The organism is Reyranella sp., from assembly GCF_965228225.1.
GTDB lineage: Bacteria > Pseudomonadota > Alphaproteobacteria > Reyranellales > Reyranellaceae > Reyranella.
In genome coordinates this window covers 1028137-1052680 of sequence record NZ_OZ245801.1, presented here as the reverse complement: position 1 = coordinate 1052680, position 24544 = coordinate 1028137, and the positions used below count along the sequence as shown (strand labels likewise).

The window sequence follows — 24544 nt, the reverse complement described above, 5'->3', positions numbered from 1 at the left end:
ACTACGACAACCTGCGCGCGTCGGCGCCGCACTCCGGTTCGGGCCGCTCGGTCCCGATGAACGCACCCCTCAAGCTCGGTCATTCGATCGCCCGTCGCGAGGATCAGCGGTTCCTGACCGGTCGCGGGCGCTATGCCGACAATACCGCACCGGCCGACGCGCTGGCCGTGCTGTTCGTGCGCTCGCCGCATGCGCATGCCCGGATCCTGGGCATCGATGGGGAGGCCGCCCTCGCCTCGCCCGGCGTCCAGGCGATCTACACCGCGCAGGATGTTTTGGCCGACAAGCTCGGCCACATGCCGGCCATCAGCGAGATCAAGGATGCGGCCGGAAATCGCCATCGCGAACCGGAGCATTTGCCCATGCCGGCCGGCAAGGTGCGCCATGTCGGCGACATCGTGGCGATGATCGTGGCCGGCACGATCGACGAGGCGCGTGACGCCGCCGAACTGCTCGAAGTCGACTACGAGGAATTGCCCGCCGTCGTGACGGCGGCGCAGGCGCTCGCGCCCGGTGCGCCGCTGGTCCACGACGACGTGCCGGGCAACCTGATGTGCCGCTGGGGCAAGGGCGACGACGCGGCAACCGAGGCCGCGTTTGCGCGGGCGGCGCATGTCACAACGCTCTCGATCCGCTCGCCGCGCCAGATCGTGCACTACATGGAGACGCGGGCCGCCTGGTCGAACTACGACGCCGGCGACGATCTCGTCACCGTCACCTTCTCCTCGCAGGGCGTGCAGGTCCCTCACCGGCTGATGTGCGAGCGGGTGCTCCACGTCCCAAAGGAAAAGTTGCGACTGATCACCGAGGATGTCGGCGGCGGCTTCGGGCCGAAATATCCGATCTATGCCGAATCGACCTTGATCGCCTGGGCGACGCGCAAGCTCGGGCGGGGGCTGCGCTGGACCTGCGAGCGCAGCGAGCTCGCGCTGGCCGACAGCCATGCCCGCGACCTCGCGGCGACGGCGGACCTCGCGCTGGACGCCGAGGGCCGCTTCATCGGCCTGCGCGTGAAGGCAGAGGCCAATTACGGCGCCTACGTCTCGATGTTCGCCCCGACCATCCCGACGACAGGCCTCGCCAAGGTCATCTCCGGCCTCTACCGCATTCCCGCGATCCGGGTCGACTTCGACTGCGTGTTCAGCAACACCGTGCCGGTCGACGCCATTCGCGGCGCGGGCAAGCCCGAAGCGCTGTTCCTGCTGGAGCGTCTGGTCGACCTCGCCGCCCACGAGACCGGCCGCACGCCGGTCGAGCTGCGCCGCCTCAACCTGCTGCGCCCCGACGAGATGCCGTATGCCACGGCGACCGGCTACACCTACGATGCTGCCGATTGTACGCGGCTGTTCGAGACGGCGCTGAGCGCCGCCGACGAGGCGGGCTTCGCCGCCCGGCGAGTCGCGAGCGAAGCCGCGGGCAAGCGGCGTGGACTGGGCCTGTCGTGCCACCTTCATGGCACCGGCGGCATCGCCGACGAGCATGTCGTGGTGAATGCCGAGGCCGGCCGCCTCGTCGCGCGGGTCGGCACGCAGAGCCAAGGCCAGGGCCACGAGACCGTATTCGCGCAGATCCTGGCCGCCGCGCTCGACGTGCCGGTCGAGCGCATCGAGATCCGTCAGGGCGACACCCGCAGCATCCCGCACGGCGGCGGCACCGGCGGCTCTTCCTCGACCATCATCAGCGGCACGACGCTCAAGCGCGCGGCCGACGTGTTGATCGAGCGCGGCCGCGATCTCGCCGCCGAACGGCTCGAGACCTCGCCAGCGGACATCGCCTATCGCGACGGCGCCTTCGAGGTCGTCGGCACCGACCGGCGGGTCGGCCTGTTCGAGCTGGCGGCCTGGAAGCCTTTCGACGGCGACGCGGTGTTCGCCGACAGGATGGAAGCCTTCCCGACCGGGGTCATGGTCTGCGAGGTCGAGGTCGACCCCGAGACCGGCGCCACGCGCATCGACCGGTTGCTGGCCGTAGCCGACTGCGGCCCGATCGTGAATCCGCGCCTGCTCGCGGGCCAGATGCATGGCGGCATCGTGCACGGCCTCGGCAATGCGCTGATGGAAGAGGCTCTTTACGACGAGGCGAGCGGCCAGCTGCTGACCGGCACCCTGATGGATTATGCCCTGCCGCGGGCCGACGACGTGCCGTCGTTCGCGATCGAGACGATCGTGACTCTCTCGCCCAACAACATGCTGGGCTTCAAGGGCGTCGGTGAGCTTCCGACCAACGGCGCACCGGTGGCGCTGGCCAACGCGGTGCTCGACGCGCTGCGGCCGCTCGGCGTTCGCCACATCGACATGCCGCTGACCGCCGCCAAGGTCTGGGCGGCCCTGCAGAGAGGCTGATCAAGCCTGCAACAGGTCGAAGAGGCCGCGACCGCCGACATAGAGGCCCGCCGCGATCACGAACAGGGCGAAGAGCTTCGTGAGCGCGCCCTTGCGCTGCGCCAGTACGGCATTGGCCTTGGTGCCGGCCAACGCACCGGCCACGCCGCCCGCGATCAGCAACGCCGCCACGTGCCAGTCGACCAAGCCGGACCAGGCATAGCTGCCGGCTGCCGTGATGCCGAAGGCGGTCACCGCGACGAGCGACGCGCTGGTCGCCTCCTCGAGCTTCATGTCGGCGGCGAGGATCAGGCCCGGCACGATCAGGAAGCCGCCGCCGATGCCGAAGAAGCCCGACAGGAGACCGACGCCCGCGCCCAGCACGATGAGACGCGGCAGGAGCTGTCGCGCGTTCTCTCGCGTCAGCCAGGCCGACTGGCTGCCGCCCTTGTCCTTGGGACGCAGCATCAGCAGGCCGACGACGATCATCAGGACACCGAAAAGCGCGACGAGCTTCTGCCCGTCCATCGCCTTGCCGAGCGCGGCTCCGGCGAAGGCGCCGCCGACGCCCGCGAGGCTGAACACGATGGCGCAGGGCCAGCGGATCGGCGCCTTGCGCGCATGCATCGCCAGCCCCGCCGCGGCATTGACGGCCACGGCGAAAGCGGCGGTGCCGATCGCGACATGGGCCGACGGCATGCCGACCGCGTAGAGGAGCAGCGGGACGGCGAGGATCGAGCCGCCGCCCCCGATGAGTCCGAGGACAAGGCCGACCACACCGCCCGAGGCGAGCGCCGCGACCGGGGCAAACATCACGCCAGCGCCTTCCGTACCGTCCGGTTCCACGGCATCAGGGCCAGCAGCTTGGCCATGCCGCACCAGCCCGTGCTGCCAGCGAACACCAGCCCGGCGCCCACGAACGCCGAGACGGCGAGGAACGGCGGGGCGATCCAGAGGCCGAGGACGACACCCAGCACGACCAGGCTGCCGGCCACGATCTGGACCTGGCGCATGATCTCGATCGGCTGGCTCCTGTCTGCCGAGACCGGCAGGCCGGCACGCTTCCACGCCTCGAGCCCGCCCTCGAGCAGGTAGGCCTCGCATCCCGCCGCCTCACCGAGGCGCGCGGCGTTGGCACCGGTGCGGGCGCCGGAGCGGCAATGGAAGATGACCGCCTTCGCGCCGGGCGCTTCCACGCTCCGCAGTGTGGAGAGCGGCGCATGCTGTGTGCCCGGGATGTGCTCGCGCGCCCGTTCGTCGGCCTCGCGCACGTCGACCAGGACGGCGCCTTCGGCGATGAGCTGCCGCGCCTTGGCGGCATCGATGACTGGCAGAGACATGATGGATCCTTTCCGCGCGGCCGTTCAGTCCGCGCAATAGAGTCGATGAAGCGTCGACAGCAGTGTCTCGATCCGCGCGTCGCCGATCCGGTACCAGACGGTCTGCGCCTCGCGCCGGAAGGCGACGATCCCCTCCTCCCGCATGCGCGCGAGATGCTGGGACAGCGCCGATTGCGACAGGCCGACTTCGGCCGCGAGCGTGCCGACGGTCGCCTCCCCCACCTCCACGAGCTTGCAGAGGATGAGCAGGCGGCGGTCGTTCGCGAGCGCCGAGAGGATGCCGGCCACTTCGCCGGCTTTCGCCTGAAGCGCCTTGGGATCGATGGTCTGCGTGGTCTTCATTTTAGGTATTGCTAATTTAGCGATTGCTAATATATATGTCAATCAGGAAACGGAGGAATTCATGACCCAGCCCCTCATCGACGCCTTCTTCGACGAGGCGACCTACACGGTGACCTACCTGGTGACCGACCCCGAAACTCACCGCGCCGCGATCGTCGACCCGGTGCTCGACTACGACCACAAGTCCGGGAAGGCCTCGACCAAATCGGCGGAACGCGTCCTCGCCAAGGCGGCGGAACGGCAGGCCTCGGTCGACTGGATCCTCGAGACGCATGCCCATGCCGATCATCTGACGGCGGCGCCGCTGTTGAAGGCTCGCACCGGCGCCAAGGTCGTCATCGGCGAGCACATCCGCGACGTGCAGAGGATCTTCAAGAAGGTCTTCAACGCGGCCGACGTGAGCGAGGACGGGCGCGAGTTCGACCGGCTGGTCAAGGACGGCGAGGTCCTCACGCTGGGCAACCTGCGCATCGAGGTGTTGCACCTGCCCGGCCACACGCCGGCGGACGTCGCCTACCGGATCGGCGATGCCGTGTTCGTGGGCGACACGATCTTCATGCCCGATTACGGCACGGCCCGCGCCGACTTTCCCGGCGGCGACGCACCCACACTCTACCGCTCGATCCGGCGGTTGCTCTCTCTGCCGCCGCAGACGCGTCTGTTCATGTGCCACGACTACAAGGCGCCCGGCCGCGACCAGTATGCCTGGGAAACCACGGTCGCAGACGAACGCGCTCGCAACGTCCATGTGCATGACGGCGTGGCCGAGGTCGATTTCGTCGCGATGCGCACCAAGCGCGACGCCACGCTGGCGGCTCCCGTGCTGCTCCTGCCCTCGGTGCAGGTGAACATCCGGGCCGGCCGCCTGCCGCCTCCCGATGACAACGGCCAGAGCTACCTGAAGATTCCGGTGAAACTCGTCGCGGCCTGACGATTGGCAGGACGTTTCGCTCCCGCTAGGCTCCACGCCCAAGGGAGAAGAAACGCATGTCCAAGAAATCCGTCGGCGCGCTCGCGGGCGCGCTGATCCTGTTTGCCTCGCAGGCCTTTGCCCAGGCCGCCTGGCCCAACAAACCCATCCGGCTGGTCGCGCCCTATCCGCCGGGCGGCCAGACCGATGTCGTATCCCGCTACTTCGCCGAGAAGCTGTCCGGCGTTCTGGGCCAGCAGGTGATCGTCGACAACAAGCCGGGCGCCAACGGCATGGTCGGCATGGAGATCGTCAAGAACCTGCCGGGCGACGGCTACACGTTCGTCTACGTCAACTCGTCGATGATGTGCATCAACCCGTACGTCTACAAGAAGATCCCCTATGACGGCTTCAAGGACTTCATGCCGGTGACCCAGCACGGGCTGGCGCCGCTCGCCATGGTCGTGCCGCCCTCGCTGGGCGTGAAATCGGTGAAGGACTTTGTCGCCTGGGCCAATGAGCGCAAGGGCAAGGTCAACTTCGCCTCGTTCGGCAACGGCTCCTCCTCGCACATCTGGGGCGAGATGCTGAACCAGGCCGAGAAGCTCGACATGACGCACGTGCCCTACAAGGGCGCCGGGCCGGCGGTGCAGGACACGGTGGCCGGCCACATCCCGATGACGATCCAGGACCTCGCCGCCAGCGGCGGCGCGATCGCGGGCGGCAAGCTGACGCCCCTGGCCGTCACCTCCGCCCAGCGCTGGCCGCGCCTGCCCGACGTGCCGACCTTCGAGGAGGCCGGCTACAAGATCAACCTGACGGGTTGGAACGGCGTCATGGCGCCGGCCGGCACGCCCAAGGAGATCGTCGAACGGGTGAGCGCGGAGATTCGCAAGCTGGTGCAGACTCCCGAGGGCAAGGAGAAGCTCCTCGACATGGGGCTGATCGCCACCGGCACGACGCCAGCGGAGATGACCGAGATCATGAAGACCGGCTGCGCCGCCTGGGGCGACGCCGTGAAGCGTGCGGGCGTCGTGCCGGAATGAGCGATCGCGCCTGATCCACATCAAGGAAGCAACGTCGTCCCCATGCGAGCGTCGCGTGCATGGGGAAGCGAATCCTGATCCTGAACGGCCATCCCGACACGGCTCGCAAAGGCCTGTGTGGTGCCTTGGCCGACGCCTATGCCGAGGGGGCGGCCTCGGGAGGGCACACAGTCGAACGGCTCGATATCGGGGCGCTACAGTTCGACCTGATGCGCTCTCAGAGCGAATTCGAGACCGGCACGGCGCCGCCCGACATCGCGGCGGCGCAGGAGGCGATCCGCCGCGCCGAACACCTCGTGGTCGTCTTCCCGCTGTGGCTGGGCGACATGCCGGCCCTGCTCAAGGGCTTCTTCGAACAGGCGCTGCGTCCAGGCTTCGCTTTCGCCTATCGTCCCAACGGCTTCCCGGAGAAACATCTCGCCGGGCGCAGCGCCCGGATCGTCGTCACCATGGGCATGCCGGCGTTGGTTTACCGGTGGTACTTCCGCGCGCATGCGGTGAAGAACCTGAAGCGCAACATCCTGGGCTTCGTGGGCTACGCGCCGGTGCGCGACACGATCGTCGGTGGCGTCGCCACGGCCAAGCCCGCCGCGATGGCCCGCCATTTCGAGACCGTGCGCGCCCTCGGCCGGTCCGCGCGCTGAGCTAGCGCCGTCCCCTTCGAGTTCACCCACACCACCTCATACTGAGAGTCTGGCCGGAAATGACTTGAATTGATTCAAGAACATACCTCATCCTGAGGAGCCGCGCCTTGCGCGGCGTCTCGAAGGATGGGCAACAGGTAAGGTGCGCGTTCCCACCCTTCGAGACGCATCGCTGCGCGATGCTCCTCAGGGTGAGGCTATTGGGGCTATTCATAGCCTCTTGTTTGGGCTGCATTCATTTCCGGCCAGCCTCTCAGGATGAGGTGAGTTTGGGAAGACTGATATGATTCTGTCTTCGTCGGAAAGACCCTAGCGCCGCGACAGGCGGTCGAGCGCCACCGCGATCGCCTCGCGCGTTGCCGCAGGCTGTTCGGCGATCGCATGGCCCAGCAGGTCGAGCTGGCGGCGCAGCGTGTGCACCTGGTCGACCAGGTCGACCACCGTCTCGACCGATTCCTCTTCGAAGCCCAGCTCGTCGACCAGTTCGCCCAGCAGGCGCGCACGCGCCACGTCGATCTGCTCGAAGCGCCAGTTGTCGCCGCTGCCGTCCGGCCGCAGCAGGCCACGCGACACCCAGCGCTCGACATGGACTTCCGTCAGCTGACCGTGCTGGCGCAGCAGTTCGTCCAATGTCGTCATGTGAACTGCTCCATCTCCTTGCGTGGATCGTAGGCGCGACCGGCTTCCCAGCCCTCGAGGAATTGCTTGAGCTTGTCGTCCGGCGCCTCGGGCAGGACAACCTTCAGCTTCACATACTGGTCGCCGCGCTGGCCCGACTTGCGGTCGAGCAGGCCGCGCCCCTTGAGCCGCAGCGACGTGCCGGTATTGGATCCGGCCGGCACGTTCAGCATCACCGCGCCGCCCACCGTCGGCACCTTCACCTTGCCGCCCAGCGCCGCTTCGGTGACCGTGACCGGCAGATCGACATGGATGTCGTTGTCGCGCGGCTGGAAGAAGGCGTGCGGGTCGACGTGGATCTCGACATAGGCGTCACCGGCCGGACGGCCCTGGCTGCCCGGCATGCCCTGGCCCTTGAGGCGCAGGGTCTGGCCGTCGGTCGTGCCCTCGGGCACGTCGATGTCGAGCGTCTTGCCGTCGGGAAGCGTGACCCGCTGCTTGCCGCCGCGCGCCGCCACCAGGAAGGGCACGCGCAGGCTGTAGGTGACGGGCATGCCGCCCATGTCGAAGCCGTCACCACCGAAGCCGGGGCCGGGGCCGCCGCCCCGGCGCTGGCCGAACATCTCGGAGAAGATACCGCCCATGTCGACGAAAGATTCGTGGCCGCCGGCATGTTCGTACTTGCCGCCGCGGCCCCCCGCCTGGTCGCGGTAGAAGCCGCGCGGCGGCATTTCCTGGCCGGTGCCGTCGATCTCGCCCGCGTCGAAGCGCCGGCGCTTCTCCGCATCGGAGAGAATGTCGTTGGCCTGGCCGATCTCCTTGAACTTGGCTTCGGCCGCCTTGTCGCCGGGATTGAGGTCGGGATGGTGCTTCTTGGCGAGCTTGCGGAACGCCTTCCGGATATCGTCCTCGGAAGCAGTCCTCGGCACGCCCAGAACGGAATAAGGATCTGTCATAGCCCTACAGATGTGACGTGTATTGCGAGCTTACAAGAGCTTTGTGACAGGCACTCACAGACCCAGCACCGCCTTGGCGATGATGTTGCGCTGGATCTCGTTGGAGCCGGCATAGATCGTCGAGGCCCGGTTGTTGAGGTAGAGCGGCATGGCGCTGATGCCCCACTCCGGCGTCACGGTCGGCTCGTTGTGGCCGAGCTCGCGGGCTTGCGGCTCGAACGGCGCGGCATACCAGGCCAGCGCCTCGACGCCGAGATGGTCGAGCTTCTGCAAGGTCTCGCTGCCCCTGATCTTCATCGACGAAGAGACGGCCCCGGGATTGCGGCCGCGGCTGAGGTCGGACAGGACCTGCATCTCGATCATCTCCAGCGCCTGGATGTCCATCTCCGCCTCCGCCAACCGCTCGACGAAGCCGCGCTCGGCGATCAGCCGGCCCGACCCGTCGGCCGCCTCCTCGCGCGCGATGCGCTTCACGTCGTCGAGACGGGCGTAGAGATTGGGCGTGTAGGCGTCGCCGCCGCGCTCGAACTCGAGCAGGTACTTGGCGACCGTCCAGCCGGCATTCTCGGGGCCGATGCGGTTGGCGACGGGGGTGCGGACATTGTCGAAGAACACCTGGTTGACCTCGTGGTCGCCGGCCAGCGTGACGATCGGAGCGACGGTGAGGCCAGGCGTCGTCATCGAATCGATCAGCACGAAGGAGATGCCGTCCTGCGGCTTGCCCTCGGTGGAGGTCCGCACCAGGCAGAACATGTGATCGGCAACATGGGCGCCGGTCGTCCAGATCTTGGTGCCGTTGATCACGTAGTCGCAGCCATCGCGCTCGGCGCGGGTCCTGAGGCTGGCGAGGTCGGAACCCGATCCCGGCTCGGAATAGCCCTGGCAGAAGGTGATGTCGCCCGACACGATGCGCGGCAGGTACTTTTCCTTCTGCTCCGGCGTGCCGAACTTCATGATCACCGGTCCGACCATGCGCAGGCCCATGGAGAAGACGCGGGGCGCGTCGGCGGCGATGCATTCGCGGCTGAAGATGTAGCGCTGGGTCGCGCTCCAGCCGGTGCCGCCATATTCCTTCGGCCAGCTGGGCGCCGACCAGCCGCGGCGGGCCAGGATCTTGTGCCACCGCATCCCTGCCGCATAGTCCGAGAACACACCGGCCGTCTTGCGCCCGGCCTCGCGCAGATCTTCGGTGAGGTTCTCGTCGAGGAACCGCCGAACCTCGATGCGGAAGTCCTCGTCTTCCCTGCTGAGCGCCAGATCCATGACTTTCCTCCGCTTTCTCGTTCCGCAGAGGCTAGCGACCACCGCCACCGCCCGTCCAGTGGCGTGCAGACACGAGCGCTCGATGGGCGGTATGGTTCTTGCGTCTGAAGCGTAACGAACGCGGAGGTCGCCGTGGCCCGACTGGTTGGTCTGATCGCCCTTCTCTTCCTGGCGCTGCCGGCGGCGGCACAGGAGCGCAAGGAAGTCGACCTCGCGCTGGTGCTGGCGATCGACATCTCCGGCAGCATCGATCCCGACGAGGCCAGGCTGCAGCGCCAGGGCTATGTCGAGGCCTTCAACGACCCGGTCATCATGAGGGCGATCCTGGGCGGCAACCATGGCCGCATCGCCGTCGCCTATTTCGAATGGTCCGACTCGTGGATCCAGAAGCTGCTGATCGACTGGACCCTGCTCGATTCGGAAGCCGCCATCGCGGACTTCAGCCGCCGCCTGTCCGATGCCCCGATCTCGATCTCGCGCCGCACCTCGATCAGTGGCGCCATCCGCTATGCCATTCCCATGTACGGTCGCAGCCCCTACGACGCCGAGCGCAAGGTGCTCGACATATCGGGCGATGGATCGAACAACGATGGCGGCCTGGTCACCGAGATCCGCCACGACGCGCTGAAGGAGCGCATCATCATCAACGGCCTGCCGATCATGAACGGCCGCCCCAACCCGTTCGGCTTCCCGGCCGAGGACGACCTCGACAAGTACTACCTGCACTGCGTCACCGGCGGACCGCGGTCCTTCGTCGAAGTGGCGCGCAGCTTCGAGGATTTCCCCCGCGCCATCCGCAAGAAGCTGCTGCAGGAGGTGGCCGACATCGGCCCGCTGAACGACTTCGACATCGGCGAACTCGGCGCGGCGCGCGACGGCGTCCAGCTCGCGCAATCGGGCAGCAGCGGCGCCCGCCGGACGGTCAAGGCCGACGACGACTATACGCGCTTCGTGCGGCCCGAATATGAGCTGGGCTGCGACGTGGGCGAGCGCAGGTCGCGCGATTTCTGGCAGCGCCGTTTCGGGGTCACGCCCGACTGAGAGGGTTTGACGGGTTTGGCGCGATCCGGATGATGTCCCTCCAACAACAATGATCGTCGGGGCATCCCGACAGGGGGAGCCCATGACCGACGCCACCGCCCAGGCGATCTATTTCTACGACCGCCATCCGATGTCGGGCGAGATCATCAAGGCCAAGCTGCGGGCCGCGCGTGGCCATCTGGATGGCGTGAAACCGGAAGAACTCTGGCCGCACGACCAGGATCACTATGGCGGCCTCGCCGCAACGGATGCGCTGGCGCAGGCGGCGTCGATCGCTCCCGGCACGGTGGTCGCGGACTTCTGCGCCGGGCTCGGCGGCACGGTGCGCTACCTCGCCCATCGCTACGGCGCCGACGTCACGGGCATCGAACTGACGCCGTCACGGGTCGCCGCCGCTCAGGAGCTGATTGCGCTGGTCGGCCTGCAGGGGAGCGCCCGGGTCCGGCAGGGCAACGTGATGGAGGCGCCCCTGCCCGACGGCGCCGTGGAGGTCGTCGTGAGCCAGGAGGCCCTCTGCCACGTGCCGGACCGGCGAAGGACCCTGGCGGAAGCCTTCCGGGTGCTGCGGCCGGGCGGGCGGCTGGCAATGACCGACTGGATCGCCAACACGCCACTCTCGGCGCCGGACGCGAAGCTCATGTGGGACGGCATGGCCATTCAGCCGTTGGAAACGCTCTCGTCATATGGCGAGATTGCGAGCGAAGCTGGCTTTCGCGTTCGGTCGGCCACCGATCTCACGGACGAATGGGGGCCGATCCTCGAGCAGCGGCTCGCAATGTACCAGCGGCTGCGCGAGGACGCGCGCCGGGCCGGGACCCCGATGGGTCACGATGCCTTTCACGAATCCTACATCCGCTTCGTTGACCTGATCCTGAGGCGCGACCTGGGCGGGATTCGCATGGTCGCGGTGAAACCGGACTAGGGCACGGTGCGCGGCGCAGTTCCTCCGGTCAGGGGATTGAGCTGCGCCGGGGCGAGGCCGGGATCGAAGCCGCCGCCGCCGAACCCCGGCCCTCCCATTCTCGGCGGTCCCCCGGGACCGTTGGCGAGGCCCGGACCGCGCGGTGCCGGTCCACCCTGTACCGGGCCGGCGGCATTCGGTCCCTTTCCGGAATTGGAGTCGGCGAAGCCGGTCGCCGTCGCCGCCTTGTCCGCGCCACCGCCGGGCCCGCCCCCGACCGCTTCGAGCCTGCTCATGTTGACGGCGAGGCTTCCCGGCGCGGGACGCATTGCCGGTCCCGGCGCCTGGCCGAGCAAGGTGCTGACCTGGAAGCCGGGCGCCGTTACGCTCTGGGTGCGGCCCTGGCCGGTCATCGTCATTTCGTAACCGAACATGAAGGTGGCGGTGGTCTTGGTCGGCTCGACGCTGAACATCGCGATGCCGCCGCGTATGGTCAGCGTGGCCGATGGCGTCACGACGACGAGCGGCGTCTTCTTGCTGATCCGGCCGCCGACCAGGCGGAACACGCCTTTCGTCGCGGTGATCGCGAGATCGCCCAGCTTCTGGTCCGAGTCGTAGACGAACCGGTCGAGGGTGACCTGAGCCTGATTGCTGATCGTCAGGGCCGTTCCGTCGAGAAACAGGAGATGAGCGCGATCCGTCGCGCCGGTCGTCACGACCTCGCCTGCCGTCACGTCGATCCCGACATGGAGGATCCGCTCGATCTCGTCGGGCGGCCTCCCGGTCGGATCACCCGTTACGGCCGACGTGATCCCGATCCTTTGCGCGATCGCTGCGCGGGGCGCTCCTGCCACCAGGGGCAATACCAGGATTGTTGCACCCACAAGGAGCGCACCGCACTTCATCTGCATGGAGGGGCTACGTGGGCAATACCGTCCGCATCCCCGTGGACTGGCCGGCAAGTTTCAACGCTCCGCGGGCAAATTCCTCTGCCGCGGGGTCCGCGACGAAACCACGACCAGCAAGCCGCTCAGGCGCATCACACGGACCGGCAGAGAGCTTGCGAGGGAGTCGAGGACGGCATCGGCCTCGCTCGCCGCGTAGGAGCCCGTCACCGAAAGCGCGCGCAAACGCGAATCGGCCAGAACGATGCGACCACCGCGGTAACGCTCGAGGTCGTCGATCACCTCTCCGAGTGGCGTGTCCTGGAAGACCAGCCGGTCGCGCCGCCATGCCTCCACATGGGCGAGATCGGCGTCCCGCACGGTGCCGGTCCTGTTGGGACCATAGCGCACCAGCTGGCCTTCGTTCACGGTCACAGGCTCGGCGCCATTGGCGGACACCAGAACGGATTGCTCCGTCGCCGCGACCGCCACGAGGCCGCCGCTTATCTTGACGTCGAATGCCGTCCCCAGGGCGCGCGTATACCCCGAGGCCGCGTGCACCTCGAAGGGGCGCGAGGGATCCTGAACGATGTCGAACGCGGCTTCGCCGTCATGCAGCACGATCCGACGCACGTCGCCCGTGAAATCGACCGAGAGGGACGACGCGCCAGCCAGCTCGATTCCCGATCCGTCTTCCACGACGATGGTGCGGCGCTCGCCGGCGCGTGTGGCGTGGGTGGCGAACACACGGCTTCGCATCGCAACGAGGGCCGCCGGCAGCGCAAGGGCAGCCATCGCTCCCACGCCGTAGAGGAAACGTCGGCGTCCGGCGCGCACCGGCGCGGGTATGGACGGCGCGCCCGTCGCCGGCGCCGTGACCAGGCGGGGCGGGCCCGGCGTGCGCGGCACCTGGGGTCGCTCCCGGAAGGCCGGACCGATCCTGTCGAGCCGCATCCACACCTGCTGCGCGCGCCCCCAGGCCGCCGCGTGGCTGGCATCGAACTGAAGCCAGTGATCGAAAGCCTCGCGATCTGCCGCGCTCGCATTCCTGTCCTTCAGGACGACGAGCCAGTGCAGCGCTTCCTCAACGAGGGGATCCTGAACTCTTTGCCGCATGATGCTCCAGGGCGACGAGGCGATCGGCGCCGCTCTTATGGCGAGACGTCCATCTCGCGCTCGATCGCGGTCAGAGCATTCACCATGTGGCTTACGACCGCGTTACGGCTGACACCGAGCCGCCGGGCGACATCGGTGGGCGACATACCTTCGAAGCGGCAAAGCAGGAACACCTCGCGACGACGCGGCGGAAAGGCCTCGATGACGCGGGCCAGCCGCGCGAACTCACTGCGATGATACACGACGTTCGCCGGCACGCTCGGCCCAAGGGCGCCGACCGCCGCGCCGTCAGGAGCCTCCCCTTCCATGGGCCGGTCACCCTCACGCTGGTGATCGATCGCCAGGTCGGAGGCGATGCGGAACAAGTGACTTCTCGGATCGCCGCCTGGAGGCCCACCGGCTCTGCGGGCGACGCGCAACCAAGTCTGGTGCGCGAGATCCGCCGCCAGCGCCGGATTGCCGAGACGACGCGTCAGGAAGCGCATCAGCGCCTGACGGTGCTCGGCGAAGCTCTGCAGGAGGACGTAACGACAAACCTCGGCCATTCCGGCTACACTAATTAAGATGCGAATGATTCGCAAACTTTGCAGAGGCTGCGCTCCCTGCAGCGGTTATGCCGCGACGATGGTCTTGAAGCCGCCACAGGCCATACGCCTGGGATCGAACGGCATGTCGGGAGGCTGCTTCTGCATGCGCGGGTCGGCCATCACCTTCGCATTGACCTTGTCGCGATGCGCCCTCGATTTGTAGAGGATGTAAGAGAAGACGATGGTCTCGCCGGGCTTCGTCTTGACGAGCTTGGTGAATGGCATGCCGAACTTCACCTTGAGGTCGTCACCGACGCACTCGCGATAGTCGAGGGCTCCATGTTCTCGCCAGACCTTGCCGGCGAAACGGGCGATCTTGGCGTAAGCGGCCATCTTCTTCTTGGGCACGACGAGGACGAATCCATCGACGTATGACATCGGGCGCTCCTCCAGTTCCTTGTGCCCAAGGGCTATGAGAATTGCACAGCGAGTGTCAATCGAGCCGAAGTATGGGCAAGGCCGATAATTTCTGGGCCGCGAAGTCGAGGAAGGAATCGATCTTCGGTGCGCGATGGGCGCGGCCCTTGGTGACCAGTTGCACCGGCAGGGGCGGAGGTTCGAAGGCCCGTAGCAGGCGCACCAGACGTCCGGCGGCGAGATCCTCGGCAACCTGATAGGAGAGGAACTGGGCGATGCCACGGCCCTCGCGGGCCAGGCGCAGGCGGGTCTCGATATCGTCGACGCGCAACCGGCCGGCGAGATGCGCTGGGGCACCGCGGCGGCGGCCACCAAAGGTCCATTCCAGCGCCCCGCGGGAGGTGCCCAGCAGCGCCTCGCGCGTTGCAAGGTCGGCCGGCGCCTTCGGCGTGCCGTGCCGGGCGAGATAGCCGGGACTTGCGACCCATTGGCGTCGCACCTGGCCCACCGGCCGGGCAACCAGGCTCGAATCGGCCAGGGTACCGATGCGCACCGCCACGTCGATTCCTTCCTCGATGAGATCGACGTTGCGATCGTTCAGCAGCAGTTCGATCTCGACGCCATCGTGGCTGTCGAGGAAGCGGGCCGCCAGCGGGGCGACGTGGCGCCGCCCGAACTGCACCGGCGCAGCGATGCGCAACAGCCCGCGTACCGGCGCGTCGAGGGCGTTCGTCGTGGCGGCTTCGTACGCCTCGATAACGCTTCGTGCCCGCTCGTAGAGCGCGCGGCCGGCCTCGGTCGGCGCGAGCCGCCGCGTCGTGCGATCGATCAGGCGAATGCCGATCCGATCCTCGAGCGCCGCCAGGGCCCGCGTCACCGCCGGTGCCGACCGGCGCAGCCGCTGCGCCGCGCGCACCAGGCTCCCCTCCTCCACGATGCGTACGAAGATCGAGAACTCGTCCAGCCTGTCCATACATTCTTCCGTTTTTTGGAATTATGATTTTATCATTCGTGCCGTTATCGCGGCAATCGGCAAGTCCTATGTTGGGATCAACCAAGGAGGACCCGCGGATGTTGAACGGAAGTTGTCTCTGTGGCGCCGTCGCCTACGAAGCCGATGCTCCCGTGGAGCGAATCGTGCACTGCCATTGCCGCACCTGCCGCAAGACGCACGGTACGGCTTTCTCCTCGGTCGCGGCGGTATCACGGGACCAGTTCCGTTGGCTGCGCGGCGAGGAAGTGCTCGGCGCCATCGAATCGTCTCCCGGCAAATTCCGTCGCTTCTGCAGCAAGTGCGGTTCGCACGTGTTGGCCGAGCGCGCGACGCAGCCGCTCGTTCTGTTGCGATTGGGGTGTCTCGACACGGAGGTTCGGAACGTTCCGCAGGTCCATATCTGGCGATCCGATGCGGCGCCCTGGTACGATCCGAAGATCGGCTTGCCCGAGAAGCAGGAGGGCTTGTGATGGCCTCCGATCCGATGGACTTCCTGCCCTTCCATGCCGATGAGCAGGCAGCGCAAAGGCTGGCCGGGCAGCGCACCGGCCTGGCGCCGATCCGCCCCTTCCTGCCGGAGCAGCACCGCGCCTTCTTCTCGCTGCTGCCCTACCTGTTCACGGCGACGCCCGACGCCGCGGGCTGGCCGATGGCGTCGGTGCTGACCGGGGCGCCCGGATTCGTCGTGTCCCCCGATCCCGCGACCCTGGCGATCGATGCCCTGCCGCGCGACGGCGATCCCGCGGGATCCGGCTTCGCAGCCGGTGCGGGGATCGGGCTGCTCGGCATCGATCTGGCCACGCGGCGGCGCAACCGCGCCAACGGCTGGATCGTCGCGCGCGACCGCGGGCTCACGGTGCGTATCGCCCAGAGCTTCGGCAATTGCCCGCAGTACATCCAGACGCGCGGCGTTGCTCTCGCCGCGAAAGAGGCAGGCCCCGTCGAGACGCTGTCGGGGCTGGACGACGCGGCGCGCGATCTCATCGAATCGGCCGACACATTCTTCGTCGCCAGCCGGTCGCGCGCCGAGCTGGGCGACGCGGGCGGATTCGACATGTCCCATCGCGGCGGCCGCCCGGGCTTCGTCGGCACGCGGGGCGACAGGCTCGTCATCCCCGACTTCCGCGGCAACCGCTTCTTCAACACGCTGGGTAACCTGCTCGGCGATCCGCGGGCCGGCCTGCTGTTCGTCAACTTCGACACGGGCGAGCTGCTGCAGCTCCAGGGGAGCGTCACCATCGACTGGCAACCCGGCGAGGCGGCTCCGGACGGGGCCGAGCGGCTATGGCGCGTCGACGTCCAGCGCGCGTGGCGCAGGCCCGCGGCCTTCCCCTATCGCGCGACGTTCGGGAGCTATGCGCCGAGCACCTTGCACACGGGCGTCTGGTAGAGACTGGCCGTCAGGCCGCGGCGGGCCGCAGCCGCGCCACCATGGCCTCGAGCGCCAGCAGGTAGGAATCGACCCCGAAGCCGGCGATCATGCCGACCGCCGCCTCCGAGGTGATCGACCCGAAGCCGCGCTTCTCGATGTTGGTCATGTGGATCTCGATCGCCGGCATCGAAATCGAGCGCAGGCAGTCGCGCAGCGCATGGCCGGCATGGAGGAAGCCGGCCGGATTGAACAGCAACCCGTCGAACTTGGCGCGATCGGCCTTGTAGATGGCCGACACCGCCTCGCCCTCGGCGTTGGTGTAGACGATCTCGACCGAGACGCCGAGATCCTTGGCCCGGCGCCTGATCGCGGCGTCGAGTTCCTTGGCGGTGGTCGTCCCATAGAGTTCGGGCTGCCGACGGCCCAGATACTCCATGTTCGCGCCCTGAATCAGCAGCAGGTTCATCAGGCGGACCTTAGTGCAATTTCGCCGGCGAGCGAACCAAACCCGTTCCGCAGGTCAACGCGGCAGCGTCGAAGTCCCCATCAGGCTTTCGTCGATCGAGCGGGCGCACTGGCGACCCTCGCGGATCGCCCAGACGACCAGCGACTGGCCGCGACGCATGTCGCCGGCGGCGAACAGCCTCGGCACTGAAGTCTGATAGTCCTTCACGTTGGCCGCGACGTTGCCGCGCGGATCGAGCGCCACTCCCGCCTGCTCGACCAGGCCCGGCCGGCGCGGTCCGAGGAAGCCCATGGCCAGCAACACCAGATCGGCGCGGAGTTCGAAGCTGCTGCCCGCGACCTCCTGCATGCCCATGCGACCGTCGGCGCCCTTCGCCCATTCGACGCGCACGCATTCCAGCGCTTCGATCTTGCCGTTGCTGCCCACCGCCCGCTTGGTCAGCACGGCGAAATCGCGCGCCGCGCCCTCCTCGTGGCTCGACGAGCTGCGCAGCTTGAGCGGCCAGTCCGGCCAGGTCAGCGCCTTGTTCTCACGCACCGGCGGCTGCGGCATCACCTCGAGCTGCGTCACCGAGGCGGCGCCATGGCGGTTCGAGGTTCCCACGCAATCGGAGCCGGTATCGCCGCCGCCGATCACGATGACATGCTTGCCCTTGGCGGTGAGCGTGCCGCGCGGGGCCGCCCGCGCCTCGTCGTCGCCGGCGTTGCGCTTGTTCTGCTGCGTGAGGAAATCCATCGCGAAATGGATGCCGCTCAACTCACGCCCCGGCACCTCGAGATCGCGCGGCAGCTCGGCGCCGCCGGTCAGGGCGACCGCGTCATAGCCTTCGAGCAGCGACTTGATCGACAGGGTCGCGCCGACCTCGACCCCGGTCCGGAACTCGACGCCCTCGGCCTCCATCTGGCGCATGCGCCGGTCGATATGGTGCTTCTCCATCTTGAAGTCGGGAATGCCGTAGCGCAGCAGCCCGCCGACCCGGTCGGCCTTCTCGAACAGGGTCACCGAATGACCGGCGCGCGCGAGCTGCTGGGCGCAAGACAGTCCCGCCGGTCCCGAGCCCACGACGGCGACGCGCTTGCCGGTCTTGTGGAGCGGCACGAGCGGCTGAATCCAGCCCTCCTGCCAGCCGCGGTCGACGATCGCGCACTCGATCGACTTGATGGTCACCGGGTTGTCGTCGATGTTCAACGTGCACGAGGCCTCGCAGGGCGCGGGGCAGATGCGGCCGGTGAACTCCGGGAAATTGTTGGTCGAGTGCAGGACCTCGAGGGCATCCTTCCAGCGGTCGCGACGCACCAGCTCGTTGAACTGCGGGATGATGTTATTGACCGGGCATCCGTTGTGACAATACGGGATGCCGCAATCCATGCAGCGCGCGCCCTGCCGCGAGACCTCGGCGGGGGCCATCGGCAGCACGAATTCCTTGTAGTTCTTCAGACGCTGCTCGACCGGTTCGTAGGACCGGTCCTTGCGCTCGATCTCGAGGAAGCCCGTGGCTAGGCCCATGTCAGTAACTCCAGCTCAAACCTTTGCAGAATATCGCGAGTGCTCGGGATGACGGCCAGAAGCCGTCACTCCGCCGCGACGGCCTTCGCCGCCGCCCGCTCGCGCGCGCGCAGGAGGGCCTGCTTGTAGTCACGCGGCATCACCTTCACGAAGCTCTGCAGCGCATTGTCCCAATCCTCCAGCAGCGCCCGGGCACGGGCGCTGCCGGTATGGAGATGATGGCGCTCGACCAGGATGCGCAGGCGTTCGGCATCGAAGCGCAGCACGTCGCCCATCCCGTTGTCCTCGACGTCGCTCGCGCGCTGGCGCGGACGCCCGGCCTCGTCGCCGTCGGCCGACGCGGCATCGATCTTCTCCAGATCGACCATCGCGGGATTGCACAGCTCCTTGAAGCGGGCCCGGGGATCGTAGACGTAGGCGACGCCGCCGGACATGCCGGCCGCGAAGTTGCGCCCGGTATCCCCCAGCACGACCACCACGCCGCCGGTCATGTACTCGCAGCCATGATCGCCGGTGCCCTCGACGACACAGACCGCGCCCGAGTTGCGGACGGCGAAGCGTTCGCCCGCCACGCCCTCGAAGTAGGCCTCACCGCCGATGGCGCCGTAGAGCACGGTGTTGCCGACGATGATGTTCTTCAGCGGATCGCGCGCGCAGCCCTTGGGCTGGCGTACGACGACCCTGCCGCCCGACAGGCCCTTGCCGACATAGTCGTTGCCGTCACCCGACAGTTCGAGCGACACGCCGCGCGCCAGGAAGGCGCCGAAGCTCTGGCCGGCGGTCCCGGTGAGGCGCACGGAGATCGTATCCTCCGGCAGTCCGACATGGCCGTAGCGCCGCGCCACCTCGCCCGACAGCATGGCGCCGACGGTGCGATTGACGTTGGTGACCGGCAGCTCGATCTGCACCGGCTCGCCCTTCTCGAGCGCCGGCTGTGCCGCCTCGAGCAGCTTGTGGTCCAGAGCCTTGTCGAGACCGTGATCCTGGCGCTCGACGTTCCAGATCGCCACGCCCTCGCGCGCCGGCGCCTGATGCAGCAGCTTCGAGAGGTCGACGCCGCCCGCCTTCCAGTGGTCGATGGCGTGGCGCATGTCGAGCCTGTCGACCCGGCCGATCATCTCGTTCAGCGTGCGGAAGCCCAGCCGCGCCATGATCTCGCGCAGTTCCTCGGCGACGAAGAAGAAGTAGTTGATCACGTGCTCGGGCTGGCCGGTGAAGCGCTTGCGCAGCACCGGATCCTGCGTCGCCACGCCCACCGGACAGGTGTTGAGGTGGCACTTGCGCATCATGATGCAGCCGGCCGCGATCAGCGGCGCGGTGGCGAAGCCGAACTCGTCGGCGCCCAGCAGCGCGCCGATGGCGACGTCGCGGCCGGTGCGCAGGCCACCGTCGACCTGCACGGCGATGCGGCCGCGCAGCCCGTTCAGCACCAGCGTCTGCTGCGTCTCGGCGAGGCCGATCTCCCACGGCGAGCCGGCATGCGTCAGCGAGGTGAGCGGCGAGGCACCGGTGCCGCCCTCGTAACCCGAGATCGTGACATGGTCGGCGCGCGCCTTGCTGACGCCGGCGGCAACCGTGCCGACCCCGACCTCGGAGACGAGCTTCACCGAGACCCGCGCCGCCGTGTTCACGTTCTTGAGGTCGTGGATGAGCTGCGCCAGGTCCTCGATCGAATAGATGTCGTGATGCGGCGGCGGCGAGATCAGGCCGACGCCGGCCGTCGAACGGCGGACGCGAGCGATGTTCTCGTCGACCTTGTGGCCGGGCAGCTGCCCGCCCTCGCCAGGCTTGGCGCCCTGCGCCATCTTGATCTGGATGTCGTCGGCATTGACCAGGTATTCGGCCGTGACGCCGAACCGGCCCGACGCGACCTGCTTGATGGCCGAGCGCATCGAATCGCCGTTGGGCAGCGGCTTGAAGCGATCCGCCTCCTCGCCGCCCTCGCCGGTGTTCGACTTGCCGCCGATCCGGTTCATGGCGATGGCGAGCGTGGTGTGGGCCTCGCGGCTGATCGATCCGAAGCTCATCGCGCCGGTGGCGAAGCGCTTGACGATGCTGGCGGCGGCCTCGACCTCCTCGACCGGAATCGGCTGCTCCGCCCACTTGAGCTGCATCAGGCCGCGGATGGTCAGCAGCCGCTCGCTCTGCTCGTTGATCGAGGTGGCGAAGGCCTTGTAGTCGTCCGATGAGTTGCCGCGGACGGCGTGCTGCAGGCGCGACACGCTCTCGGGCGTCCAGGCATGCTCCTCGCCACGCAGGCGGAAGGCATAGTCGCCGCCGACATCGAGCATGGTCCGATAGACCGGATTGTCACCGTAAGCGTTGCGATGACGGCGCACCGTCTCTTCGGCGATCTCCTGCCAGCCGGCGCCCTCGATCGTGGTGGCGGTGCCGGTGAAGTACTTCTCGACGAAGCCCGAATGCAGGCCGACCGCGTCGAAGATCTGCGCGCCGCAATAGGACTGGTAGGTCGAGATGCCCATCTTGGACATGACCTTGAGCAGGCCCTTGCCGATCGCCTTGATGAAGTTCTTCTGAACCTCGTAGGGCTTGAGCGGCAGGCCGTTCTGGACGCGCAGCGCCTCCAGCGTCTCGAAGGCGAGATAGGGATTCACCGCCTCGGCACCGTAGCCCGCCAGGCAGCAGAAATGATGGACCTCGCGCGCCTCGCCGGTCTCGACCACGAGGCCGGTCTGGGTGCGCAGGCCGCGCCGGATCAGGCTGTGATGCACGGCCGCCGTCGCGAGCAGCGCCGGGATCGGCACGCGGTCGGCCGACACCGCGCGATCCGACAGGACCAGGATGTTGCGGTCGGCCAGCACGCAGTCGGTCGCCTCGGCACAGACCCGGTCGAGGGCCTTCTCGAGCCCGGCCGCGCCTTCGGAGGCGAGCCAGGTCGTGTCGATGGTGGCGGTGCGGAACGAGCCGTCGAGCAGGTCCTCGATCGAGCGGATCTTCTCCAGCTCGGCATTGGTCAGGACCGGCTGGGCCACTTCGAGGCGCTTATGCATGCCGGCATGGCGGCCGAGCAGGTTGGGGCGCGGGCCGATCATCGAGACCAGCGACATCACCAGCTCCTCGCGGATCGGATCGATCGGCGGGTTGGTGACCTGGGCGAAGTTCTGCTTGAAGTAGTTGTAGAGCAGCTTCGGCTTCTTCGAGAGCACCGCGATGGGCGTGTCGGTGCCCATCGAGCCGATCGGATCGTCGGCCACGCTGGCCATCGGCTCAAGGAAGAACTGGATGTCCTCCTGCGTGTAGCCGAAGGCCTGCTGGCGATCGAGCAGGGTCGAGGGATCGTTCGATGCCGCCGGCGAGGGCGCGTCGGGGATCTCCGACAGCTCCTCGAGCTTGTGCTGCGTCTCCCGCAGCCATTCCTCGTAGGGCTCGGCCTCGGCCAGGGTCCGCTTCAGCTCCTCGTCCTCGACGATGCGGCCCTCTTCGAGGTCGATCAGCAGCATCTTGCCGGGCTGCAGGCGCCACTTGCGCACGATCTTCTCGTCGGGGATCGGCAACACGCCGGACTCCGACGACATCACCACGAGATCGTCGTCGGTGATGAGGAAGCGCGCCGGACGCAGGCCGTTGCGGTCGAGCGTGGCGCCGATCTGGCGGCCGTCGGTGAAGGCGATCGAGGCCGGGCCGTCCCACGGCTCCATGAGGGCGGCGTGATACTCGTAGAAGGCCTTGCGGCTGGAATCCATCAGCGGATTGCCGGCCCAGGCCTCCGGGATCAGCATCATCATGGCGTGGCTGAGCGAGTAGCCGCCGGCCACCAGCAGTTCGAGCGCATTGTCGAGGCAGGCGGTGTCCGACTGGCCGTGCGGGATGATCGGCCACATCTTGTCGAGGTCGGCGCCGATCAGGTCGGATTCCATCGTGCGCCGGCGGGCGTACATCCAGTTGACGTTGCCGCGCACCGTGTTGATCTCGCCGTTATGGGCGATGAACCGGTAGGGATGCGCCAGTTTCCACGACGGAAACGTGTTCGTCGAGAATCTCTGATGAACCAGGCAAAGCGCTGATTCACAAAGAGGATTTCTCAAATCCTCATAGAAACTCTCAACCTGGTGCGCGAGCAGCAGGCCCTTGTAGACCACGGTGCGCGACGAGAAGGACGGCATGTAGAGCTGCGACAGGCCGGGCAGCTTGTGCTTCTTCTCGAGGTCGGCCAGCGGGTTCTGGGTCTGCTTGCGGATCGCCAGCACCTTGCGCTCGAACGCATCCTGGTCGGGAACTTTCGCCCCCCGGCCGACGATCGCCATACGGATGACCGGCATCGATTCGATGACCGCCTTGCCGAGCCCCGTCAGGTCGGTCGGCACATCGCGCCAACCCACCAGCTTCTGCTTTTCCACTTTAATGAAGTGCTCGAAGCGCTTGATTGCAAACGCTCTTGCCTTCTCATCCGGCGGGAGGAAGCACATCGCCACGGCGTAGTGGCCGGGCTCCGGCAGGTCGACCCCTTCCTTGCGGGCCCAGTCGCGCAGCAGCGCGTCGGGAATCTGGATCATGGCGCCCGCGCCGTCGCCCATCAGGGGATCGGCGCCGACGGCGCCGCGATGGTCGAGGTTGACCAGGATCTGCAGGCCCTGGCGCACGATGGCGTGCGTCCTCCGGCCCTTGATGTCGGCCACGAAGCCCACGCCGCACGAATCGTGTTCGTTGCGTGGGTCGTACAGTCCCTGCTTCTCAGGCAATGCCATGATCTATCCTGCTGGCGCGCGAGCTGGCCCAGCATCCCCCCGGATGCGTTTGCTTATCGGCGCATTATTAGCCCGGCCGCCCCTGCAAACGAAAGCCCTCGTTACGCCACAAATGCCGGCGTGAGGAACTTACTCTATGTGTTTGAAATCCAAGGATATTGCCGTCGGAGTGCTGGCAACCTCGATATCGCCGGTCCGCAGGATCGACGCCAGCGTGATGCGCAGGGCGGGCGCGAACCAGAGTTCCTCGCTGTTGGAGACCGGATGGCGGTCCGCCAGTCCCTCGAGCGTTCGACGATATCTCAAGACCTCGAAGCGGCACCCGCTCAGTTCGAGAGTCCCGGATTCGAGTAATTCGAGGGTCATCCTGGCCGCCATGCGGAGCTTTCCGTCGGTGCCCTTCATGTCGGCGCTGTAGCTGACGGGCTGGCCGCGCGCGAGATGGACCGAGGGACCGATCGAATAGGTCCACTTGCGCGGATCGTTGGGCTCGGTCGAATAGAAGGCGTCCACGGGAAACAGAGAATTGGCGCCGCGGGTCCTGAGATAGAGGGCTGGAGAGTCCACAGTATAGATGGTGACTTCGTCGGCCTTGCGGAACACCTGCGTCTGCTGAGTCCGGGTGGTCGACGCCTCGCCCGTCCGGCGGGTGACAATCTCGGAGGTGACGGCGAAGGGAATGCCGGTGTCTGTGAGGGCCGTGCAATCGAGTGCGAACAGGCTTCCCGGCCACGAAGCGATGGCCATCAAGATCGGCAAGAGCACGAACCGGCGCATGTGCCGCATCCTAGCCGTCCTTCTCCATGCATTGAAGACATCGCGGCCATGGCCTAATTTGGCCGCTGCACGTGGGCAGCGTTCATTGCCCGGGGGAGAGACTGAGCTGATGTCGGAAAGTTCGATTGGTCGCTGGACGACCCTGCTCGCGGCTCCCCTGCTGGCCACGGCGCTCAGCGCCTGCACCGGGCCCGGCGCGAGCCAGGCCTATACCGGCCCGGGCTGGTACCTCGAAAAGTCCTACATCATCGTCGGCGGCGGCCCCAAGGTGTTCGGCGGGCCCTTCACCTACGAGAAGTGCGAGGAAGAGCGCATCAAGATGGGACCGATCACCTCGCCCGAGATGCTGTGCGTGAATCATCCCGGCCCGCCCAAGAAGCACGGCCTGTACTGAGCC

Annotated in this window: 24 protein-coding genes; 9 read left to right on the top strand and 15 right to left on the bottom strand. The window is 67.4% G+C overall.

What is annotated here, in order from left to right; translation table 11 throughout:
* Nucleotides 1-56 precede the first annotated feature (56 nt).
* Entirely contained in the window at nucleotides 57-2342 is a 2286-nt protein-coding gene (locus ACO07K_RS05115; RefSeq protein ID WP_422034820.1) for a xanthine dehydrogenase family protein molybdopterin-binding subunit, read from the top strand.
* Here ACO07K_RS05115 and ACO07K_RS05110 read toward each other — a convergent pair whose 3' ends face one another.
* Genes ACO07K_RS05110 through ACO07K_RS05100 form a run of 3 tightly spaced genes read right to left on the bottom strand, consistent with a single transcriptional unit; the run spans nucleotide 2343 to nucleotide 4003 of the window.
* Nucleotides 2343-3134 carry a sulfite exporter TauE/SafE family protein gene (locus tag ACO07K_RS05110; protein WP_422036630.1) on the bottom strand — a complete coding sequence of 264 codons (792 nt, stop codon included), beginning with the start codon at nucleotides 3132-3134 and terminating at the stop codon, nucleotides 2343-2345. It lies immediately after the preceding gene.
* On the bottom strand, nucleotides 3134-3661 hold the full coding sequence (locus tag ACO07K_RS05105) for a rhodanese family protein (protein ID WP_422034819.1): 528 nt from the start codon (nucleotides 3659-3661) through the stop codon (nucleotides 3134-3136). The genes ACO07K_RS05110 and ACO07K_RS05105 overlap by 1 nt, the downstream gene beginning before the upstream one ends.
* A gap of 24 nt (nucleotides 3662-3685) precedes the next feature.
* A complete protein-coding gene (locus ACO07K_RS05100; RefSeq protein WP_422034818.1) occupies nucleotides 3686-4003 on the bottom strand; it encodes an ArsR/SmtB family transcription factor in 318 nt (105 codons plus the stop codon).
* A gap of 61 nt (nucleotides 4004-4064) precedes the next feature.
* On the opposite strand from ACO07K_RS05100, the gene ACO07K_RS05095 reads away from it, so the two are divergent.
* From ACO07K_RS05095 to ACO07K_RS05085, 3 genes are read left to right on the top strand one after another with little or no spacing between them, the layout of a single operon-like run.
* Entirely contained in the window at nucleotides 4065-4934 is an 870-nt protein-coding gene (locus ACO07K_RS05095) for an MBL fold metallo-hydrolase (RefSeq protein ID WP_422034816.1), read from the top strand.
* A gap of 56 nt (nucleotides 4935-4990) precedes the next feature.
* On the top strand, nucleotides 4991-5959 hold the full coding sequence (locus ACO07K_RS05090) for a Bug family tripartite tricarboxylate transporter substrate binding protein (protein WP_422034815.1): 969 nt from the start codon (nucleotides 4991-4993) through the stop codon (nucleotides 5957-5959).
* Between the two features lie 59 nt (nucleotides 5960-6018).
* Nucleotides 6019-6603, top strand: a complete 585-nt coding sequence (locus ACO07K_RS05085; RefSeq protein WP_422034814.1) for an NAD(P)H-dependent oxidoreductase — start codon at nucleotides 6019-6021, stop codon at nucleotides 6601-6603.
* A gap of 309 nt (nucleotides 6604-6912) precedes the next feature.
* On the opposite strand, the gene ACO07K_RS05080 is transcribed toward ACO07K_RS05085, so the two are convergent.
* From ACO07K_RS05080 to ACO07K_RS05070, 3 genes are read right to left on the bottom strand one after another with little or no spacing between them, the layout of a single operon-like run.
* Nucleotides 6913-7242, bottom strand: coding sequence for a transcriptional regulator (locus ACO07K_RS05080; protein WP_422034813.1), 330 nt, complete (start codon nucleotides 7240-7242; stop codon nucleotides 6913-6915).
* Nucleotides 7239-8177, bottom strand: coding sequence for a DnaJ C-terminal domain-containing protein (locus ACO07K_RS05075; RefSeq protein WP_422034812.1), 939 nt, complete (start codon nucleotides 8175-8177; stop codon nucleotides 7239-7241). Before ACO07K_RS05075 ends, ACO07K_RS05080 begins: the two co-directional genes overlap by 4 nt.
* Nucleotides 8178-8231: 54 nt before the next feature.
* Nucleotides 8232-9440, bottom strand: coding sequence for an acyl-CoA dehydrogenase family protein (locus ACO07K_RS05070; protein WP_422034811.1), 1209 nt, complete (start codon nucleotides 9438-9440; stop codon nucleotides 8232-8234).
* A gap of 132 nt (nucleotides 9441-9572) precedes the next feature.
* Between ACO07K_RS05070 and ACO07K_RS05065 the strand changes: the two genes are divergently transcribed.
* The gene (locus ACO07K_RS05065) at nucleotides 9573-10481 is read left to right on the top strand and encodes a DUF1194 domain-containing protein (RefSeq protein WP_422034810.1); all 909 of its coding nucleotides are present in this window, start codon (nucleotides 9573-9575) and stop codon (nucleotides 10479-10481) included.
* A gap of 82 nt (nucleotides 10482-10563) precedes the next feature.
* On the top strand, nucleotides 10564-11403 hold the full coding sequence (locus ACO07K_RS05060; protein ID WP_422034808.1) for a class I SAM-dependent methyltransferase: 840 nt from the start codon (nucleotides 10564-10566) through the stop codon (nucleotides 11401-11403).
* On the opposite strand, the gene ACO07K_RS05055 is transcribed toward ACO07K_RS05060, so the two are convergent.
* The 5 genes from ACO07K_RS05055 to ACO07K_RS05035 form a co-directional block, all read right to left on the bottom strand.
* On the bottom strand, nucleotides 11400-12236 hold the full coding sequence (locus tag ACO07K_RS05055; protein WP_422034807.1) for a FecR family protein: 837 nt from the start codon (nucleotides 12234-12236) through the stop codon (nucleotides 11400-11402). The genes ACO07K_RS05060 and ACO07K_RS05055 overlap by 4 nt on opposite strands.
* 111 nt (nucleotides 12237-12347) lie before the next feature.
* Complete coding sequence (locus ACO07K_RS05050) at nucleotides 12348-13382, bottom strand: FecR family protein (RefSeq protein WP_422034806.1); 1035 nt, start codon at nucleotides 13380-13382, stop codon at nucleotides 12348-12350.
* 35 nt (nucleotides 13383-13417) lie between these two features.
* Nucleotides 13418-13927: an RNA polymerase sigma factor gene (locus tag ACO07K_RS05045; RefSeq protein WP_422034805.1), complete on the bottom strand. Its 510-nt coding sequence runs from the start codon at nucleotides 13925-13927 to the stop codon at nucleotides 13418-13420.
* 66 nt (nucleotides 13928-13993) lie between these two features.
* The gene (locus tag ACO07K_RS05040) at nucleotides 13994-14347 is read right to left on the bottom strand and encodes a DUF1428 domain-containing protein (protein WP_422034804.1); all 354 of its coding nucleotides are present in this window, start codon (nucleotides 14345-14347) and stop codon (nucleotides 13994-13996) included.
* Between the two features lie 55 nt (nucleotides 14348-14402).
* On the bottom strand, nucleotides 14403-15299 hold the full coding sequence (locus tag ACO07K_RS05035) for a LysR family transcriptional regulator (RefSeq protein WP_422034803.1): 897 nt from the start codon (nucleotides 15297-15299) through the stop codon (nucleotides 14403-14405).
* A 98-nt stretch (nucleotides 15300-15397) separates the two neighbouring features.
* On the opposite strand from ACO07K_RS05035, the gene ACO07K_RS05030 reads away from it, so the two are divergent.
* Complete coding sequence (locus ACO07K_RS05030) at nucleotides 15398-15790, top strand: GFA family protein (RefSeq protein ID WP_422034802.1); 393 nt, start codon at nucleotides 15398-15400, stop codon at nucleotides 15788-15790.
* The gene (locus ACO07K_RS05025) at nucleotides 15790-16710 is read left to right on the top strand and encodes a pyridoxamine 5'-phosphate oxidase family protein (RefSeq protein WP_422034801.1); all 921 of its coding nucleotides are present in this window, start codon (nucleotides 15790-15792) and stop codon (nucleotides 16708-16710) included. Before ACO07K_RS05030 ends, ACO07K_RS05025 begins: the two co-directional genes overlap by 1 nt.
* A gap of 10 nt (nucleotides 16711-16720) precedes the next feature.
* Here ACO07K_RS05025 and ACO07K_RS05020 read toward each other — a convergent pair whose 3' ends face one another.
* The 4 genes from ACO07K_RS05020 to ACO07K_RS05005 all read right to left on the bottom strand — a co-directional run bounded on the left by ACO07K_RS05020 (nucleotide 16721) and on the right by ACO07K_RS05005 (nucleotide 24147).
* On the bottom strand, nucleotides 16721-17158 hold the full coding sequence (locus tag ACO07K_RS05020) for a type II 3-dehydroquinate dehydratase (RefSeq protein WP_298318837.1): 438 nt from the start codon (nucleotides 17156-17158) through the stop codon (nucleotides 16721-16723).
* A 54-nt stretch (nucleotides 17159-17212) separates the two neighbouring features.
* On the bottom strand, nucleotides 17213-18664 hold the full coding sequence (locus tag ACO07K_RS05015) for a glutamate synthase subunit beta (RefSeq protein ID WP_422034800.1): 1452 nt from the start codon (nucleotides 18662-18664) through the stop codon (nucleotides 17213-17215).
* Between the two features lie 65 nt (nucleotides 18665-18729).
* On the bottom strand, nucleotides 18730-23370 hold the full coding sequence (gene gltB, locus ACO07K_RS05010; protein ID WP_422034799.1) for a glutamate synthase large subunit: 4641 nt from the start codon (nucleotides 23368-23370) through the stop codon (nucleotides 18730-18732).
* A gap of 129 nt (nucleotides 23371-23499) precedes the next feature.
* The gene (locus ACO07K_RS05005; RefSeq protein ID WP_422034798.1) at nucleotides 23500-24147 is read right to left on the bottom strand and encodes a hypothetical protein; all 648 of its coding nucleotides are present in this window, start codon (nucleotides 24145-24147) and stop codon (nucleotides 23500-23502) included.
* A gap of 109 nt (nucleotides 24148-24256) precedes the next feature.
* On the opposite strand from ACO07K_RS05005, the gene ACO07K_RS05000 reads away from it, so the two are divergent.
* A complete protein-coding gene (locus tag ACO07K_RS05000; protein WP_422034797.1) occupies nucleotides 24257-24541 on the top strand; it encodes a hypothetical protein in 285 nt (94 codons plus the stop codon).
* Nucleotides 24542-24544: the final 3 nt, after the last annotated feature.

What these genes read in the sequence shown, in the direction of transcription:
- ACO07K_RS05110 (WP_422036630.1), bottom strand. Translation starts at nt 3,134, where the DNA reads ATGTTTGCCCCGGTCGCGGCGCTCGCCTCGGGCGGTGTGGTCGGCCTT.
- ACO07K_RS05100 (WP_422034818.1), bottom strand. Translation starts at nt 4,003, where the DNA reads ATGAAGACCACGCAGACCATCGATCCCAAGGCGCTTCAGGCGAAAGCC.
- ACO07K_RS05095 (WP_422034816.1), top strand. Translation starts at nt 4,065, where the DNA reads ATGACCCAGCCCCTCATCGACGCCTTCTTCGACGAGGCGACCTACACG.
- ACO07K_RS05085 (WP_422034814.1), top strand. Translation starts at nt 6,019, where the DNA reads ATGGGGAAGCGAATCCTGATCCTGAACGGCCATCCCGACACGGCTCGC.
- ACO07K_RS05080 (WP_422034813.1), bottom strand. Translation starts at nt 7,242, where the DNA reads ATGACGACATTGGACGAACTGCTGCGCCAGCACGGTCAGCTGACGGAA.
- ACO07K_RS05015 (WP_422034800.1), bottom strand. Translation starts at nt 18,664, where the DNA reads ATGGGCCTAGCCACGGGCTTCCTCGAGATCGAGCGCAAGGACCGGTCC.
- ACO07K_RS05040 (WP_422034804.1), bottom strand. Translation starts at nt 14,347, where the DNA reads ATGTCATACGTCGATGGATTCGTCCTCGTCGTGCCCAAGAAGAAGATG.
- ACO07K_RS05005 (WP_422034798.1), bottom strand. Translation starts at nt 24,147, where the DNA reads ATGCGCCGGTTCGTGCTCTTGCCGATCTTGATGGCCATCGCTTCGTGG.
- ACO07K_RS05025 (WP_422034801.1), top strand. Translation starts at nt 15,790, where the DNA reads ATGGCCTCCGATCCGATGGACTTCCTGCCCTTCCATGCCGATGAGCAG.
- ACO07K_RS05020 (WP_298318837.1), bottom strand. Translation starts at nt 17,158, where the DNA reads ATGAACCTGCTGCTGATTCAGGGCGCGAACATGGAGTATCTGGGCCGT.
- ACO07K_RS05045 (WP_422034805.1), bottom strand. Translation starts at nt 13,927, where the DNA reads ATGGCCGAGGTTTGTCGTTACGTCCTCCTGCAGAGCTTCGCCGAGCAC.
- ACO07K_RS05000 (WP_422034797.1), top strand. Translation starts at nt 24,257, where the DNA reads ATGTCGGAAAGTTCGATTGGTCGCTGGACGACCCTGCTCGCGGCTCCC.
- ACO07K_RS05035 (WP_422034803.1), bottom strand. Translation starts at nt 15,299, where the DNA reads ATGGACAGGCTGGACGAGTTCTCGATCTTCGTACGCATCGTGGAGGAG.
- ACO07K_RS05060 (WP_422034808.1), top strand. Translation starts at nt 10,564, where the DNA reads ATGACCGACGCCACCGCCCAGGCGATCTATTTCTACGACCGCCATCCG.
- ACO07K_RS05090 (WP_422034815.1), top strand. Translation starts at nt 4,991, where the DNA reads ATGTCCAAGAAATCCGTCGGCGCGCTCGCGGGCGCGCTGATCCTGTTT.
- gltB (WP_422034799.1), bottom strand. Translation starts at nt 23,370, where the DNA reads ATGGCATTGCCTGAGAAGCAGGGACTGTACGACCCACGCAACGAACAC.
- ACO07K_RS05070 (WP_422034811.1), bottom strand. Translation starts at nt 9,440, where the DNA reads ATGGATCTGGCGCTCAGCAGGGAAGACGAGGACTTCCGCATCGAGGTT.
- ACO07K_RS05105 (WP_422034819.1), bottom strand. Translation starts at nt 3,661, where the DNA reads ATGTCTCTGCCAGTCATCGATGCCGCCAAGGCGCGGCAGCTCATCGCC.
- ACO07K_RS05115 (WP_422034820.1), top strand. Translation starts at nt 57, where the DNA reads ATGAACGCACCCCTCAAGCTCGGTCATTCGATCGCCCGTCGCGAGGAT.
- ACO07K_RS05075 (WP_422034812.1), bottom strand. Translation starts at nt 8,177, where the DNA reads ATGACAGATCCTTATTCCGTTCTGGGCGTGCCGAGGACTGCTTCCGAG.
- ACO07K_RS05030 (WP_422034802.1), top strand. Translation starts at nt 15,398, where the DNA reads ATGTTGAACGGAAGTTGTCTCTGTGGCGCCGTCGCCTACGAAGCCGAT.
- ACO07K_RS05050 (WP_422034806.1), bottom strand. Translation starts at nt 13,382, where the DNA reads ATGCGGCAAAGAGTTCAGGATCCCCTCGTTGAGGAAGCGCTGCACTGG.